General features: G+C 52.8%; 20 protein-coding genes and 1 pseudogene. 9 read left to right on the top strand and 12 right to left on the bottom strand.

Annotated features, from left to right (window positions below):
- Nucleotides 1-152 precede the first annotated feature (152 nt).
- The 3 genes from H3L94_RS02190 to H3L94_RS02180 all read left to right on the top strand — a co-directional run bounded on the left by H3L94_RS02190 (nt 153) and on the right by H3L94_RS02180 (nt 1,269).
- The gene (locus H3L94_RS02190) at nt 153-404 is read left to right on the top strand and encodes a BolA family protein (RefSeq protein ID WP_040660372.1); all 252 of its coding nucleotides are present in this window, start codon (nt 153-155) and stop codon (nt 402-404) included.
- A 27-nt stretch (nt 405-431) separates the two neighbouring features.
- A complete protein-coding gene (locus tag H3L94_RS02185; RefSeq protein ID WP_182122482.1) occupies nt 432-803 on the top strand; it encodes a hypothetical protein in 372 nt (123 codons plus the stop codon).
- A gap of 166 nt (nt 804-969) precedes the next feature.
- Entirely contained in the window at nt 970-1,269 is a 300-nt protein-coding gene (locus tag H3L94_RS02180) for an H-NS histone family protein (RefSeq protein ID WP_182122481.1), read from the top strand.
- Between the two features lie 78 nt (nt 1,270-1,347).
- On the opposite strand, the gene rpe is transcribed toward H3L94_RS02180, so the two are convergent.
- Entirely contained in the window at nt 1,348-2,025 is a 678-nt protein-coding gene (gene rpe, locus H3L94_RS02175) for a ribulose-phosphate 3-epimerase (protein WP_182122480.1), read from the bottom strand.
- A 187-nt stretch (nt 2,026-2,212) separates the two neighbouring features.
- On the opposite strand from rpe, the gene H3L94_RS02170 reads away from it, so the two are divergent.
- Nucleotides 2,213-2,617: a Spy/CpxP family protein refolding chaperone gene (locus H3L94_RS02170; protein WP_156787011.1), complete on the top strand. Its 405-nt coding sequence runs from the start codon at nt 2,213-2,215 to the stop codon at nt 2,615-2,617.
- Between the two features lie 207 nt (nt 2,618-2,824).
- Here H3L94_RS02170 and H3L94_RS02165 read toward each other — a convergent pair whose 3' ends face one another.
- The 6 genes from H3L94_RS02165 to H3L94_RS02140 all read right to left on the bottom strand — a co-directional run bounded on the left by H3L94_RS02165 (nt 2,825) and on the right by H3L94_RS02140 (nt 7,353).
- Nucleotides 2,825-3,895 carry an IS110 family RNA-guided transposase gene (locus tag H3L94_RS02165; RefSeq protein ID WP_244958803.1) on the bottom strand — a complete coding sequence of 357 codons (1,071 nt, stop codon included), beginning with the start codon at nt 3,893-3,895 and terminating at the stop codon, nt 2,825-2,827.
- 35 nt (nt 3,896-3,930) lie between these two features.
- Nucleotides 3,931-5,079, bottom strand: a complete 1,149-nt coding sequence (locus H3L94_RS02160; protein WP_182122479.1) for a zonular occludens toxin family protein — start codon at nt 5,077-5,079, stop codon at nt 3,931-3,933.
- Nucleotides 5,080-5,364: a DUF2523 domain-containing protein gene (locus H3L94_RS02155; RefSeq protein ID WP_182122478.1), complete on the bottom strand. Its 285-nt coding sequence runs from the start codon at nt 5,362-5,364 to the stop codon at nt 5,080-5,082. It abuts the gene before it with no gap.
- Between the two features lie 10 nt (nt 5,365-5,374).
- Nucleotides 5,375-6,733 carry an IgG-binding virulence factor TspB family protein gene (locus H3L94_RS02150; RefSeq protein WP_182122477.1) on the bottom strand — a complete coding sequence of 453 codons (1,359 nt, stop codon included), beginning with the start codon at nt 6,731-6,733 and terminating at the stop codon, nt 5,375-5,377.
- Nucleotides 6,702-7,028 (bottom strand): hypothetical protein, encoded by a 327-nt coding sequence (locus H3L94_RS02145; RefSeq protein WP_182122476.1) that lies wholly within the window; start codon nt 7,026-7,028, stop codon nt 6,702-6,704. The genes H3L94_RS02150 and H3L94_RS02145 overlap by 32 nt, the downstream gene beginning before the upstream one ends.
- 112 nt (nt 7,029-7,140) lie before the next feature.
- The gene (locus tag H3L94_RS02140; protein WP_182122475.1) at nt 7,141-7,353 is read right to left on the bottom strand and encodes a hypothetical protein; all 213 of its coding nucleotides are present in this window, start codon (nt 7,351-7,353) and stop codon (nt 7,141-7,143) included.
- Between H3L94_RS02140 and H3L94_RS12830 the strand changes: the two are divergent.
- Nucleotides 7,328-7,468: pseudogene (locus H3L94_RS12830) on the top strand (lipoprotein signal peptidase); the annotation flags it as partial. The gene H3L94_RS02140 and the pseudogene H3L94_RS12830 overlap by 26 nt on opposite strands.
- Nucleotides 7,469-7,609: 141 nt before the next feature.
- Here the strand turns inward: H3L94_RS12830 and H3L94_RS02135 are convergent.
- From H3L94_RS02135 to H3L94_RS02115, 5 genes are all read right to left on the bottom strand, one after another.
- The gene (locus tag H3L94_RS02135; RefSeq protein ID WP_425325935.1) at nt 7,610-7,876 is read right to left on the bottom strand and encodes a hypothetical protein; all 267 of its coding nucleotides are present in this window, start codon (nt 7,874-7,876) and stop codon (nt 7,610-7,612) included.
- A 250-nt stretch (nt 7,877-8,126) separates the two neighbouring features.
- Nucleotides 8,127-8,423, bottom strand: coding sequence for a hypothetical protein (locus tag H3L94_RS02130; protein WP_182122474.1), 297 nt, complete (start codon nt 8,421-8,423; stop codon nt 8,127-8,129).
- An 11-nt stretch (nt 8,424-8,434) separates the two neighbouring features.
- Entirely contained in the window at nt 8,435-9,907 is a 1,473-nt protein-coding gene (locus H3L94_RS02125; RefSeq protein WP_182122473.1) for a replication initiation factor domain-containing protein, read from the bottom strand.
- Complete coding sequence (locus tag H3L94_RS02120) at nt 9,907-10,152, bottom strand: hypothetical protein (RefSeq protein ID WP_182122472.1); 246 nt, start codon at nt 10,150-10,152, stop codon at nt 9,907-9,909. The genes H3L94_RS02125 and H3L94_RS02120 overlap by 1 nt, the downstream gene beginning before the upstream one ends.
- Nucleotides 10,149-10,349 (bottom strand): hypothetical protein, encoded by a 201-nt coding sequence (locus H3L94_RS02115; protein ID WP_182122471.1) that lies wholly within the window; start codon nt 10,347-10,349, stop codon nt 10,149-10,151. Before H3L94_RS02115 ends, H3L94_RS02120 begins: the two co-directional genes overlap by 4 nt.
- 281 nt (nt 10,350-10,630) lie before the next feature.
- On the opposite strand from H3L94_RS02115, the gene gltX reads away from it, so the two are divergent.
- From gltX to H3L94_RS02095, 4 genes are all read left to right on the top strand, one after another.
- On the top strand, nt 10,631-12,028 hold the full coding sequence (gene gltX / locus H3L94_RS02110; protein WP_182122470.1) for a glutamate--tRNA ligase: 1,398 nt from the start codon (nt 10,631-10,633) through the stop codon (nt 12,026-12,028).
- A gap of 86 nt (nt 12,029-12,114) precedes the next feature.
- The gene (gene hda, locus H3L94_RS02105; protein WP_182122469.1) at nt 12,115-12,783 is read left to right on the top strand and encodes a DnaA regulatory inactivator Hda; all 669 of its coding nucleotides are present in this window, start codon (nt 12,115-12,117) and stop codon (nt 12,781-12,783) included.
- A complete protein-coding gene (locus tag H3L94_RS02100) occupies nt 12,780-13,445 on the top strand; it encodes a histidinol-phosphatase (RefSeq protein ID WP_182122468.1) in 666 nt (221 codons plus the stop codon). The genes hda and H3L94_RS02100 overlap by 4 nt, the downstream gene beginning before the upstream one ends.
- A 211-nt stretch (nt 13,446-13,656) precedes the next feature.
- A complete protein-coding gene (locus H3L94_RS02095; protein WP_182122467.1) occupies nt 13,657-14,574 on the top strand; it encodes a factor H binding protein domain-containing protein in 918 nt (305 codons plus the stop codon).
- Nucleotides 14,575-14,613 lie beyond the last annotated feature (39 nt).

The raw sequence follows: 14,613 nt of genomic DNA, 5'->3' as shown, positions 1-14,613 counted from the left end.
GGGGAAGTTTGAATTGCTGCCGATTATAGCTTTGGCGGTAAAGCAAAGCCAATGTGCGGCGAAGACGTCTGAAAAATAGGTTTACCCTGCTTTCAGGTAGCCTTTACAATAAAGCGGTTTCCAATTAACCCGCCAATAAAAGGATGCAGACCATGCTCAGTCCCGAACAAGTACAAGCCATGATTCAAGCCGTTGTGCCGTGCGAACACTTGGAAGTGGAAGGCGACGGCCACCACTTTTTCGCCCATATTGTTTCTTCGGCTTTCGAAGGCAAAGCGCGTTTGGCGCGCCACCGTCTAATTAAAGACGGATTGGCCGACAAACTGGCCAGCAATGAGCTACATGCTTTGTCAATCAGCACAGCCGCCACACCGGCAGAATGGGCGGCCAAACAAAACCGTTAAACCTGCCGTTTTAAACAGGAGGGCGTGATGAAAGCGTTTGTGTTAATGTGTGCCTTAATCGGCGTGGCTGCCACTGCGCAGGCGAAGGATCTGTTTATTTGCCACAATTCGGATATCCATGTGCTTGTCAGCCGCAGCGGCAACACGCTGCACTACACCGCCTGGCCGGATGGCGGCTCGCGCAGCCGCCCGGCTTTGCGCTTGCGCGGCGGCGTGCAGCGTGCGGAAGGAAGCGGGGTGTGTGCCCACCGGGTATGGACCTTCCGCAGTGGCCCTTACCGTTATCAAGTGAGCGACGGCGGGTGTTATTCCGATGAGGCGCCGGAGGATTACACCGGCCGCGTAACGGTGTCACGCAACGGTGAAACGGTATCGCGCTTTTATTGCCATGATCTGTAAACGGCCGATGTAAAAAAATGAAACGCGGGCGCGGAATGCGGTCAATAAACCTCCGCATTCCGCTTATATCGAATGAAGCTGTTGAATGAAACGGTTGGCACTCTGAGAAATTGCTTTATAATACGCAGCATCGCAGATAACCGTTTTGGCAGATAAAGGAAAGATGATGAGCAATCAAGAAAATGTTTCTTTGGAAACCCTGATGCAGCAGAAAAAGGAATTGGAAGCCCAAATCCAACGCAAAATCACAGCCGACCGCAAAAAGAAAATCAACGAAATTTTATCGATGATGAATGCCTTCGGCATCACCGTGGCCGATTTGGAAAAAGGCGGCCGTAAAAAAACCGGCTCAGCCTGTTATAAAAATCCGGAAACCGGCGCCACTTGGGGCGGCATCGGCAAACGCCCGAAATGGATTGTGGAAGCCGTGGAAAAAGGCATCGACATCAAAACATTTTTGGTATAAGCCGCTAAACGAACAGGCTACCTGAAAAGTTTTTCAGGTAGCCTGTTCGTTTACGGTAAAAGAAAATAGGCTGAATTATCAGCCGCCGGCCAAAGCCCGGCGCATGGCTTGGATTTCCGCCGCATAATCGGGCTTGCCGAAAATGGCGGAGCCGGCCACAAAGGTATCGGCACCGGCAGCGGCCACTTCGGCGATATTGTCGGCCTTGATGCCGCCGTCTACTTCGATGCGGATGCGGCGACCGGTTTCGTTTTCGTAGAGGTCGGTGAGCGAACGGACTTGGCGGATTTTGGTGAGGGTTTGCGGAATAAATTTCTGGCCGCCGAAACCGGGATTCACCGACATCAACAACACCATGTCCACCTTGTCCAGCACATTTTCCAACACATACACCGGGGTGGCCGGATTCAGCACCAAGCCGGCTTGGCAGCCGAGTTCTTTAATTAAGCCGAGGCTGCGGTCGATGTGGCGGCTGGCCTCGGGATGAAAGGTAATGATGTCGGCGCCGGCTTGAGCAAAGGCTTTGATCATGTCGTCCACCGGCTCCACCATCAGGTGCACATCAATCGGCAGCTGGGTATGCGGGCGCAAGGCGGCGCACACCATCGGCCCGAAAGTGAGATTGGGGACGTAATGGTTGTCCATTACGTCGAAATGAATCCAGTCGGCGCCGGCGGCGGCCACTTGGCGGACTTCTTCCCCTAAGCGGGCGAAGTCTGCCGATAAAATACTGGGGGCGATGCGGTAGTCAGTCATAATCAACCTTTTACAAAAATTTAAGCAAAACAGCAGGGTGTTTTTTAATAAATACAAATAAATTCAAAATGCGGCAGGTAGGCTGAATTTACATAAGCTTACTATAAGTATACCCTGTTTCACGCGCTGCTTTGTATACTGGCGGCCAATTTTCACCGCCTGCTTGCCGGGCATTATAGACCGCTCTATGCCCATGCGTTCCACCGCCTTTTACGCCCGAATACTGCTTTGCGCTGCCTTATTGTCCGGCAGCGCGCTTGCTTATGCAAACGGGCAAGGCTGCGACATCCGCCAATTGTCTTTAAGCGCCGAACAGCAGGATCAACTGCGCCGTTTGCGTGCCGACTACCGCCACCGCTCCGAAGCCTTGCTAATGCAGATGCGCAGTGCGCGCCAGTACGCAGCAGGCGGCCCGCGGGCAGTGCTGACCGCCCCCACCTTCGATGAAAACTTAGCCCGCCATTATGTGAACGGCAAATACGCTTTGCAGATGCAGCGCGAAATCGAAAGCCTGCGGGCGCAACACGCCATGTTCCAAGTGCTCACGCCGCAACAGCGGCAGGAATGGTTGCTGCGTTGCGTGCAAAGTTAAGCAAACAGCCGCATGAAAAATCAACAGATACCGTATTCGGTGACAAGCTAAATCTAACATTACTTACATAATTTAACCTTTCAAGCATTGGCCAACAACCTGCCGTTTACATATCTTAAACCCTGCGGCCGAGCACAAGCCGAACCACTACCGCCCTCCGGTTGGTGGCTACCTATCGGCCGCAAACTGCTGCGCACTTTGCAACCGCTAGGCAGCAGAATGAATGCGTTTGTCGAAGGGTTGGCCGCTTTTGAGAATGGCGTAAGCATACTTGACGATTTTCACCATCATCAACACATAGACCTGCTTCGGATGCTTGCCCTGCTTGATTTTGGCTTCAAACCAAGGCCGCCACAGCTTGCTGTTCAGGCAGGCAGCGCGTGCGGCAGGATATAGGGCTTTTCTAACCGATTTATCGCCCATCTTGGACAGCTTATGCGCCTTAACACTTGTCCCCGACTGTTTGATAATCGGAGACAGACCGAGATAGCTGATCAGCTTCTTGGCCGAGGCAAATTTATCCATATCCACCAGCACCGACAACAGCCAAGCCGCTGTTGTTTTGCCCACCCCGACAATGCCGGTCAGTAGTTTTTGCTGTTGGTGCAATCCGGCATCGGACTCAATCACGCTTTGCAGCTCAGCGCGGCAATTCTCTATTTCCGATTGAATCGCCCCCATCATGCGTTCAATGCTGGGCTTCACACGCTCATCGGCCACCTGATGGCGGTTTTGTTCGGCATTCAGCAATACCAGCAACTGATCAATGCGGCGGTTCAGATTCTTTAGGTTTGCCCGCGATACCGGCAATGGCCGCCAAGCAGGCGGGCTTTCTTTTTGGCAGTAGAGAGCAATCAGGCGAGCATCTTGCTTATCTGTTTTGGTGCGGCGCAGATTGTAATCGGCATACAGTTTGATGCTCAGCGGGTTAACCACGCTAATCTTAATACCTTGCTCAAATAGGGCATTGGCCAAGGCCAAATAATAATTGCCCGTGTACTCACAGCAGGCATGAATGCAGTAGCTTTGTTTTTCGTATTCGCGGATACGCTCAATCAATGTTTCTATACCGGACGGATTATTCTTTACTTGGATAATATCCCGCCCGCCGAAACAGGCGTCTATGGTCAGTTTGGACACATCAAGACCCACAGCAAGCAGTTTCTCCACTCTTTCTATTCTCCAATCCTTATATGATGGCTCAAAGGCCAAAGATACCGTTATGATTCGCGGCAAAGGGATGCCGCACCCGCCAATCTTTCGTAATTGCTTATACAAGGCTACATGCAGGCGTGGTGCGGCGATTGACTGTATCACTGAGCCAATACCGGCGCATCGTTGCTATACGCAATATTCTGACGCGGCTGCCCGTCTAAGGCCAGTATCTGCGGCCGTTCTTCCGGCGGCGCTTCGGCAGGGCGGCTATCGGCCGTTTGCCGCTGTTCCCGATACGGATCAAACGGCAAGCCTTCATGGGCATATTCACGGCACAGGGCTTCGGGAATTTCCCTGATTTTGGTTGCCTGGTCGGTATAGCAGGCGCAGCCGCTTTTGCCGCCGTCTATGCAGGCTGCCACCCGCTCAAATGCCTTCACTTGACGGACGCCGTTATAAATGGGCTTGGATTCGGGTTTTTCGGCCAAGGTGGGTACAAACATTTCCGGCGTGAGATTGCCGCCGTTGGCATAGCTGCCTACAGTATCCGGTACACCGGCAGCGGCAGGATCGGAAGCGGCCTGTTCTAAGCCGGGAACTTCCCTATCAGCGCTGTAGTTTTGCTTCAGCATTTTGTACGAGACAAACAAGAATATGGGGGCCAATACCAAGGCCAGCGGCAAGACGTACACCCATTTGCTGCGCTTGGTTTTGTTTTCGGTGTGAACTTCGGCAGAGTCGTAAAGGTCATAAACCGAATCATCCAATTTGTAAATACTGGCAAAAGCGTCTTTGGCTTGCGTGATTGGGTTATTGGCGCAGTATTTCCATTCAAGCAGGGTACGCATACCAAGCTTGTTTGCGGCAATGTGCCAATGCTTTTTGACCAAGCCGCGAAGATTCAAATCAAGATATTTCGGATTTTGGGTCAGCACAAAAATATCAACGCCAAGATGGCGGTGGGTATTCAACCACTCGACATTAGGCGGCACTTTGGCGCCCGGACTGCGGGCAGGCCAAACATCTTGCGCTTCGTCAATGATTAAAATGCTGCCGTGGTTTTCCGGTTTCTCTATCCAGTCGTAAACATCATGGAACGACAGTTTTTCATCGGTGGACGCTGATTGTTCTTTCAGTTTCGACGATACCGGAATATGCGACAGTTTCAGCCCTTTGATGTTGGTGAACACTTTGCGGCTGATGCCGTTTTCATCCGGCTGAAACATCGGGTCTTTTGCCATCATGGAAACGAGTTTCAGCGTTTTACCGGAACCGGGCGTACCGGTGATCAATACCACTTCTGCCATTTATTTCCCCTTCCCCAGACTGGTGCCGAGCTTGGTCATACTTTTGAAGGTCAGGATGAAAGCCAATGCGCCGAAAAATATATTCAGCACGACCCCGCCGCCGCTCAGATAAAAGAATTGCAAGACCGCTTGCGGCGCTCCGCTGACGGCATTGAATATTTCATCCTTGAAGCGGTTCACGACAACATCCAAACCGACATAGGTAATGGCGGTCAATCCCAAGGCGGTAAAGATGCGCCCGGCTACAGACAGCAGCATAGGCAATAACGCAGCGAGAAATTTCATAGCCTACCCCTCAAATAGAACTGGAAACGGTACGGATACAGAAAAAACCGGCTACTACCCACGCAAGGGCAATAATCAGATACCGCAGGCGGGAGGCCACTTCGCAGGCTTGGGTGAACTCCCAAGCGAAGGTTTTGCTGGCACCCATGATGTCAATCTGAAAGTTGACCGGGGCGGGGCATTGGCCGTCTGTGGGGAAACGGTTCTCAGGCTGGAAATCAATCCGGACGGTTTTTTGCGGCAGGCTCAAATCGCCGGCGTCCATCGGCTCAGGCTGTTCGTCGCAGGCCATGACGTGGGGGTATTTCCGGCAGAGGTCATCTTTCTCCTGTTCGCCCTGATTGCCGGACTGGCTGCCGCTGCCGGCATTGTTTCCGGCACTATCGCCACCACCGGGGGCGGTGTCGGTGCCGGTGGCCGGCGGATTGTCAGGAGCAGGGGCGGCGGGACTGTTAGGCTGGAGATCGGGGCGGTCGGTCAGGGTTTCGCGGACGCAGCTTTGACCTTTTTCACAGTCGTAGAATTCCCAGCGGGCTTGCTTGGCTTTGCCATCTTGCGAGTCAGTGAAGGGCTGACTGTTAACGATAGTGCCGGGCAGGACGTGGACTTTGGGCGCGGACCAATCGCTATCGGACAGATCGGCGGCTTGCAGGACGGCTTCGGGGTTTTGGGCGGCGATGGGCTCAAGGAAACGCTGAAATCCTGCATCGGTCATAGGAGCACCGCCACCCGTAGAATAGGTCATACCTCGATGAATAACTTTATTAGGGGATCTTAAATCCTGAAAATCGACAAATAAGACATAATTAAGTTGATCGTACTTACAACTTACAACATCACCAAGATATTGATTTGCGGCAAAATGAGATCGTTTAACTCTTGGACAAAAATAATTTTCAATATCGGATTTTTGGACAAATTTCGGGCCAGCAATCATATTAGATTCAGACATCACGTACATCCCGTTCTGAATACAGACACCATAAGAGGACATACAGGAAATACCGGGTGATATTAAATTATTTGATACGGGATCATATTCATAGCCCTGCTCAATCAGGCTATCGAGGATTTGACCCAGGATCAAAGAGCCAACAAGACCCTGAGGCGTGAAGCGGGCGTAGCGGAGCTTGCCCAAAAGATTTCTGGCAACAGCCGCCGCCCTAGCAGAACGAGTAACAGTAGCAGGAACATTTCCTGATAAACGGCGATAATTCCCGTCAATAATAGATATTTTTTCTGTACGAACATAGGTATTAGACCCATTAACATAGGTATTAACACTTTGAGTTGCAGTACGATATGTTACAGAAACATTTTTCCCATTCACATTAACATTAGCTGTTGACGTTTTCGGAATCGTGCTCACTTGGGGGAAAGCCGTCTGCATAAAAAATAGCAGAAAAATCAGAAGGCTCAATAATACAAGCCATCTTAAAATGAAAACCTTGCGAATCGTGGGAGCAAATGAAATAAGAGTTATCCGGAAAGAATACATAGTATTTACCATTCACATAACGATTCAGATAATAAGCAACATTATCTAGAAATTTTTCTGAATCAAAATTCTCAACCCAATGAGAAATAAAGACTTCCGCTAAATTTTTCCCAAAATATTGCTTACGAGAAGCAATATCGCTCAATGACTCAATCTTGATAAACATCTTCGAATCCTAACATTGTTAAATAACGTTAGGAATGTACCACATCAAGGCTTCAGCACCAAGCCAGAGAACACCACGGCAGCGAAGCCGAGCAACCACCAGAAATCAATCATCATTCCACCCCTTGCGGACTACCGAGACTTTTCACAAAATTCAACACGAGCCGGAAGCCGAATACCACGGCCATCAGGATAACGAACGCTGTACCGATCTGCGCCCCTTCTGAAAATTGTTGCATCGGATCGCAGGGCGGATGCGACAGGGTGATTTTTTGGCCGTTGAGATACCAGCCGAGACCTTTGCAAAACCCCCATCTGCGGCGCATTTCTGCGTTGTGCGCTGCTCGCTCACTTGCCTATCTCTATGATATGTCTGCGTTCGCTGCGCTGCTACGCCTTGAACTGCATCCACATCTGGGGGTTTTGCAAAGGTCTCCAGCCGTCTGTTTGTCTCTGTGGCCGCACAAGCTGCCCGTCTGCGGAAATGGCAGGGGAAGCGGCGGACAGAATCAGATCGTCTGCTTCGCTTTGCGAACCCAGGCATTGAATGCCGACACGATAGCCCATGCTTCCCCCTATTGTTTATTTGACGCCTTTAATCATGCTCCAAGCCATCTTGAAGCCTTGGATGGCGAGAATGACGGTAATGGCAGCCATGCCGACGGCAGACACCATGGCAACAAAGCCCATGATGACGCTGGCGACTTGGGCGCCGATGGCGGCGGCATCAAAACCGCCTGAGCTTGGATTGGCCGCAGCCACGGAAGAGACAGCCAGCAGCGAGCCCAGTCCGAGGGCAGCCGGTGCGGCTTGTTTGACTTTTGCGCCGTAGCGCACAATTTGATTCATGCGTTTCATGATGTTTCCTTTCGTTGATTACAAAAAAGCTGCTAGGGTGGGATTTTTCGGGCGCAGCCGATACCCGAAAGCATCAACCGAAGAAGTACCAAAGCGATGCCACGAACAGAATCAGGCAGGCGAAGAAGGTACTGATCAGCATGGGGATGGACATTTTCATTTCTCTTCCTTTCTTAGAGAGGGATGGGCGGCTTGTGAAAGGATTTTTGCGACCGCCGCCCGGGAGCCGCAGAAACGGACATTATTTGCTTTCAGGTTTGCCTACCGGTTTGAAGCTCATTACCTGATGCAGGGTTTTGTTGCCTTTCTTAACCGGCATAATTTCCAATTCCGCTTCCAAAGGCAGCTTGCCCTTGTATTGCAGCAATTCCTTATGCGCGGCTTCATCACCAAATTCACATTCGAGGGTGTCGAAGCCGAATTCATTGGCCGAGCCGCTGAATACGGGGATTTCAACGGCAATGCGGGTATAGTCGTAAGATTGGCCGTTTTCGGTTTGGCCTTTATTCCATTTCACTTTTTTAACAAGCACTTTCATGATGTTTCCTTTCATTGGCTGGTAAAGTCAGGATTTAAAATGCTCATGGGGACGGCGTAGCGGTCATATGCCCATTCTTCATAGGTGCGACGGCGGTAATGGCTGTCGTCTTGAACTTGGCCGAATTGGGCGGTTAATTGTTGACGCTGTCTTTCGAGCAGGTAATCCTGCATACTGCGGTGCTGCATGCGGGATTCTGGACGCGGCTCAATGCTTAAGCCGAGGGATTCGATGATTTCCATTTCACTCAGTGGCAGGCGCTGGTGCAGATGGAAGAAACGATCACGCGCTTCGAGAAAGCGGCAATCAAAGGCTTCAGGGGTCAGACGCTTCGGCAGTTTGGCCGCAGGGTTCAATAAGGCATCAACCACTTCGTCATTGCTGAAACCGAGGTGCTTCAATAGCTGGATGGCAGGGCTGCACTGAATCGAAGCATATTTGACAACATGCTCAAGACCAATTTCCTGCTGCTTTTTTACCAGTTCGCACTTTTCGGGGGTTTCTTCATAACGGCGGAAAAGCTCATGGAATACGGGATAGGCACCGGTCAGATATTCACCGGGGTTAATCAGCACTTCATGATCAATCACAATATCCCGATTCCGCATACGGAATTCGACACGTACCCACGGGCTTTCAGAATCGCCCTGCTCTTTGCCTTTTTCGTAGATCACACAAATGCGGGAGCCGTTTTTCATGCTGCCGACCACAAAGGTTTTGCCCTTGTTCAAATGCGGTTGCAGCCAATCGGCACCGATGCACTGGCCTTGCGGTGTGGTATGAACGGCAGTAAAGCCACCGTTTTGCCAATCCTGATAAGCTTGATTGACGGTATATTCACCGTTCAAAAAATCATGGGATAAATCGACGCGGGTAATTTTGGCGTAGGGCGCACGTTCCTTCATCCACTGGTACAAACGGGTTTCCCAGCCGTCTAATGCTGCGGCCAAACCATGACCGGTAAAATGAAGCAGCACGGTTTCTTTTTGACGCTTACCGCCGAATGCGGCATAACCGTAATTGATGCGCTCACTGCCCATTTGCCACGAGACGGCATAACCGTTCATGCCGTTTTTCTGAAATGACAAACCGTAGCCCATAATTTCGGCCATATCGGCGGAAATGGTAGCGGCCAGTTCATCTTCGGTGCCAAGCTGCCCTTCACGGATGAAAACGGATTCGGAAACCGTGAAACTGAGGGTATCGATGAAAGCCGCCGTACCGATGCCGCGACGAAGCGGGATTTCTTTGGCCTTGCCGTTGACCATTACGAAAGTGCTGTACATTTCGCTGATGGCTTCAACCGGAGCAGCCGCCCCTTCTTCCAGTCCCCCCGTGTTACTAGCGGGGGGTGCCTTCGGCGCGCTTGCGGCGTCTGCGGCAGAGCCGCTAACCGCCTCCAGCACGCACGAGGCATCCTGCGGCGCAACCATGCCCTGAATATCGGCAGCAATGGGAGAAGGAGCAAAAGACTTGGCAGACATCAAACCACCTCTTCGATATACAGAGACACACCCAGCTTTTCAGCGTGGGTAATAGCGGACAATCGGAAAACGGGCGAAACTTTGAGACCGTCCGAAGGGATGGCGGCCATATCGATAATGGTTGAGTGATCGGGAGAGAGACAGATAGACAGGGAAACAACCGTTTCACGGAACAGTGGGCAATACTGGTTATTCAGCAGAACGCAGGGATACTGGCGGACAATCGGCATGGCGGGTGCGGTCATGACTGCACCTCATCATAAAAAGGTACCTGCAACTGATTGGCATAAAAACTGCCCAATAAACAGGACTTCGCCTGTTCTAGCGACAAGGCAATATCAATATTTTGAATAACCGCACAACGGTTATCAGACAGACAAATCAGAACAATCAGAAAACTACCATCACGCTTTTGCACGATGCACGGATATTCACGATTCATAAAAAAGCCCCTTTCACTTGGCAGGTTTACCAGTGCAAGGAGCTGTATCAGCCTTATGAAAAGATGATGGATGCTAACCAAAGATACCGTTAGATTTACAACCCCTTACAGGGGGCGAATATATAAGGCTACCTGAAACGGCTTTCAGGTAGCCTGATTTGCGTTATCTGCGATAACTGGTAACAGGCCGCAGAACACCAGCGGTTTGCATTCACCGTTGGCCGCCGAATCCGTTACAATAGCGGCCTTTACGGCCATCCAAGCATGATTTTGAGAACACCATGACCATCAAAACCCGTTTTGCCCCCAGCCCCACCGGCTACCTGCACATCGGCGGCGTGCGCACCGCCCTCTACTCCTGGGCCTTCGCCCGCCACCACAAAGGCGAGTTCCTGCTGCGCATTGAAGACACCGATTTGGAACGCTCCACCGCCGAATCGGTCAACATCATCATGGACGGCATGCAATGGGTGGGTTTGGACTACGACAACGCCGGAGACGTGGTGTATCAAACCCGCCGTTTCGACCGCTACAAACAGGTCATCGCCCGCCTGCTCGAACAAGGCCACGCCTATTATTGCTACTGCAGCAAAGAGGAACTCGAAGCCATGCGCGAACAGGCGCAGCGCGAAGGCACGGCCACTTACGACCGCCGCTGGCGGCCCGAACCGGGCAAAACCCTGCCCGAGATTCCGGCCGGCCGCGAACCCGTGGTGCGCTTTAAAACGCCCACCGAAGGGGTGACCGCCTGGCACGACTTGGTAAAAGGCGAAATCAGCATCCCCAACAATACCTTGGACGACCTCATCATCGCCCGTGCCGACGGCACCCCCACCTATAATTTCTGCGTGGTGGTGGACGATTGGGACATGGGCATCACCCATGTGATCCGCGGCGATGATCATGTGAACAACACGCCCAAGCAAATCAATATCTTAAAAGCCATCGGCGCCGAATTGCCGCAATATGCTCACCTGCCGATGATTCTGAACGAGCAGGGCCGCAAAATCTCCAAGCGCAGCGGCGACACGGTGGCGATTACCGAGTTCGACCAAATGGGCATTCTGCCCGAAGCCCTGCTCAATTATCTGGCCCGTTTGGGTTGGGCGCACGGCGACGACGAATTCTTCACCATGCAACAGTTTGTGGAATGGTTCGACCTGAAAAACGTGTCCGCCTCCGCCAGCCGCATGGACGAGAAAAAACTGTATTGGATCAACGGCGAGCACATCAAAGCCGCCGACAACCGCAAACTGGCCGAGCTGGTGCAGCCCCGTTTGGCGGTGCGCAATGTCCACGACACCGCCCGCCCGCCGTTGGAAGACGTGCTCGCTTTGGTCAAAGACCGCGCCCAAGACCTCAACACGCTGGCCGACGAATGCCTTTATTTCTACCGCAAAGCCACGCCTGCCGAAGCCGATGTGCAGAAGTACTGGGATGACGAAGCCGCCGGCCGCATGCGGCGCTTTGCCGAGCGGCTCGAAGCCCTGCCCGAATGGAATGCCGAAAGCATCCACGCCCTGTTCAAGCCCTTCTGCGACGACGAAGGCATCAAAATGGGCAAACTCGGCATGCCCTTGCGTTTGGCCGTGTGCGGCACCGCCAAAACGCCGTCGGTGGATGAAGTGTTGTCCCTGATCGGGCGCGAAGAAGTGTTGCACCGCATCCGCAGCCATTAACGCAGTCGGGCTACCTGAAAGCCTCTTTTGCTTTCAGGTAGCCTTTTGCTGCTCCTCATTCATTATTTTCATTTGATCTGCTTTTCGTGAACCAACTGCTGCTTGATTTTCCACCGCCCTCTGAGCCGGCTTTCGATGCCTTTCTCGGCCAAGCCAATGCCGAGCTGCTGCACGTTTTGCAGGCCGGGCAGGCGCCGTTTGTGTATCTGTGGGGCGAAGCCGGTTCCGGCAAAAGCCATCTGCTACAGGCTTGGACGGCACAGGCCGGAGAACAGGGTAAGACGGCCTGTTATGTGGATGCGGCCGGGCAGGCGCTCACCGAAGACAAGGCACAGGCGGAGCGTTTGGCGGTGGATCAGGTGGAGTGCTTGGATGAAGCCGGGAAAGCCGTCTTGTTCAACGCGTTCAACCGCATTCGCCAAAGCGGCCAAGGCGCGTTGCTGCTCAGCGCTTCGTGTGCCCCGGCCGCTTTGGCGGTGCGCGAAGATTTGCGCACCCGCATGGGCTATTGTCTGGTGTACGAAATCCGGCCGCTGAGCGACGAAGAAAAAATCCACGCCTTAATCCAAGCCGCACAAGCCCGCCAGCTGCATATCTCGCCCGATATTTTCCGCTACCTGCTCAACCACTGGCGGCGCGACATCGACAGCCTGCTGCGCCTTTTGGACGCGCTCGACCACTACGCCGTCACCCGCCAGCGCACCATCACCTTAGCCCTGCTCAAACAATTGCTGCAACAACAGGATACCCCGTGAACCTCGCCATTTTCGACCTCGACCACACCCTCATCAATTGCGACTCCGACAACGAATGGCCGCGCTACCTGATGAAAAAAGGCCTGGTGGACCAAGCTTTTGTCGATATGAAAAACGAAAAGTTCTACCAAGATTATCTGCAAGGCCGCCTCGACATCGACGAATTTCTCGCTTTCCAGCTGGAACCGCTCAGCCGTTTCAGCCGCAGCGAGTTGGATGCCATGCACCGCGAATTCATGGCCGAATTCATCCTGCCCAACATCAGCCCGCTGGCGAGAATGCTGGTGAAGAGCCACCAAGACGCCGGCGACGTACTGCTGATGATTTCCGCCACCAACGAATTCATCATCACCCCCATCGCCCGCGAGTTCGGCATCACCGAAGTGATCGGCGTCAGCCTGGCAACCGACGAACAGGGCAATTACACCGGCGGCTATGTTGGCACCCCCAGCTTCAAAGAAGGCAAAATCACCCGCCTGCACGAATGGTTGGCCGCACGCGGCGAAACGCTGGCCGACTACGGCAAAAGCTATTTTTACAGCGACTCGCGCAACGATTTACCGCTCTTGGAATTGGTGAGCGATCCGGTGGCGGTCAACCCCGATGCGGTGATTGCCGAAACCGCCGCCAAACGCGGCTGGCCGGTGTTGAATTTTATGTAAGGCTGGCAATAGCCAACAGGCTACCTGAAAACGAGCGGCGCACAAACTCGCGTCGCTCGTTTTCAGGTAGCCTGTTGGCTGTGAATTCAGATAACTTTTTTGATTTCTTGCCGACCTTCCCCAATCACTATATCATCCCCCGTGCCGCTTGGCAGTCTGTTTGCCGTGCGGCATCTTTAAATATCGTTTGATTGGTTTTGGGAGGGACATCATGCAGAAAAAAACAGTTGTGTTGGCGGCACTAGCCGTCTTGGGCTTGTCGGCTTGCGGCAGCAGCGGTTCGGGCGGCGGTGTTTCGGTGGACGGCAGCCTATCGGGCAACAGCGGCTCGAATGGCGGCAATCAGACCGGAGGCTACCGCACTTCCTTGTCGTTTGTGCCTCAGGCGCAGCGAGCCGCGGTGATTCGAGAAAAAGTCGGTGATCCTTTAACGCAGCAAGATGTGGATGAATGGTATAAAGATTGGATGCAAAACACCGGCCGTTCGCTTGCTGAGGCAAAACGCACAGTAATCAGCTTCACGGTGAACGGCCAAAAACTGCCCGATTACAGACCGAAAGTGGGAACAGTGATTCCCTTGCAAGATCGCCTGCTCAACGGGCGGCAGGATGAGCCGGTGGCGTTGTATGATGTGATCACCAAAGAAACGGTAGACGGCCAAACCGTGTGGTCGGAAACTTCACGCATCATCAATATGCCGTATTCCATTACCGAGATATACCACATTACCAACAAAGGGGGCAGACCAGTCAACGAGATTCACGCCGGCTCTGACGGGCGACCCACCACGCCTGAAGAGTGGCGCAGCTTGGGCAATAACGGCGTGTTGAAATACGAAGGCATGGCAGCGGATTTGAACAGCCAAGGCCGCTTCCACTACAGCTTGAACTTGGGCAATAAAACCGGCAGCGGCCGCATCAGCGGCTTGACATACGGCGAGGTAGTGTTGGAGTCAGCCAAATTTAATGCCACCGATTTTCGGGTGCTTGGTTACGGGTCGGCACGCAAAGTGGGCGGCGGCAGCGGACAATATACTGCCGAGCTGTCCGGCCCGAAAGCCGAGGAAGTGGGCGGTTACATTTTCATGCATGATAACCACAACATCATCTTCGGCGGCCGCCAGCAATAAACAGACTCTGATTGCGCGGAAAGGCTACCTGAAAACTTT

This window comes from Neisseria shayeganii, from assembly GCF_014054965.1.
In the GTDB taxonomy this organism is placed as follows: Bacteria; Pseudomonadota; Gammaproteobacteria; order Burkholderiales; family Neisseriaceae; genus Eikenella; species Eikenella shayeganii.
The sequence above is the reverse complement of the archived record's forward strand: the minus strand, read 5'-3'. Positions and strand labels throughout refer to the sequence as shown.

Coding starts and splice junctions, on each gene's coding strand:
- H3L94_RS02190 (WP_040660372.1), top strand. CDS start 153: ATGCTCAGTCCCGAACAAGTACAAGCCATGATTCAAGCCGTTGTGCCG.
- H3L94_RS02185 (WP_182122482.1), top strand. CDS start 432: ATGAAAGCGTTTGTGTTAATGTGTGCCTTAATCGGCGTGGCTGCCACT.
- H3L94_RS02180 (WP_182122481.1), top strand. CDS start 970: ATGAGCAATCAAGAAAATGTTTCTTTGGAAACCCTGATGCAGCAGAAA.
- rpe (WP_182122480.1), bottom strand. CDS start 2,025: ATGACTGACTACCGCATCGCCCCCAGTATTTTATCGGCAGACTTCGCC.
- H3L94_RS02170 (WP_156787011.1), top strand. CDS start 2,213: ATGCCCATGCGTTCCACCGCCTTTTACGCCCGAATACTGCTTTGCGCT.
- H3L94_RS02160 (WP_182122479.1), bottom strand. CDS start 5,079: ATGGCAGAAGTGGTATTGATCACCGGTACGCCCGGTTCCGGTAAAACG.
- H3L94_RS02155 (WP_182122478.1), bottom strand. CDS start 5,364: ATGAAATTTCTCGCTGCGTTATTGCCTATGCTGCTGTCTGTAGCCGGG.
- H3L94_RS02145 (WP_182122476.1), bottom strand. CDS start 7,028: ATGTTTATCAAGATTGAGTCATTGAGCGATATTGCTTCTCGTAAGCAA.
- H3L94_RS02140 (WP_182122475.1), bottom strand. CDS start 7,353: ATGCGCCGCAGATGGGGGTTTTGCAAAGGTCTCGGCTGGTATCTCAAC.
- H3L94_RS02135 (WP_425325935.1), bottom strand. CDS start 7,876: ATGAATCAAATTGTGCGCTACGGCGCAAAAGTCAAACAAGCCGCACCG.
- H3L94_RS02130 (WP_182122474.1), bottom strand. CDS start 8,423: ATGAAAGTGCTTGTTAAAAAAGTGAAATGGAATAAAGGCCAAACCGAA.
- H3L94_RS02125 (WP_182122473.1), bottom strand. CDS start 9,907: ATGTCTGCCAAGTCTTTTGCTCCTTCTCCCATTGCTGCCGATATTCAG.
- H3L94_RS02120 (WP_182122472.1), bottom strand. CDS start 10,152: ATGACCGCACCCGCCATGCCGATTGTCCGCCAGTATCCCTGCGTTCTG.
- H3L94_RS02115 (WP_182122471.1), bottom strand. CDS start 10,349: ATGAATCGTGAATATCCGTGCATCGTGCAAAAGCGTGATGGTAGTTTT.
- gltX (WP_182122470.1), top strand. CDS start 10,631: ATGACCATCAAAACCCGTTTTGCCCCCAGCCCCACCGGCTACCTGCAC.
- H3L94_RS02095 (WP_182122467.1), top strand. CDS start 13,657: ATGCAGAAAAAAACAGTTGTGTTGGCGGCACTAGCCGTCTTGGGCTTG.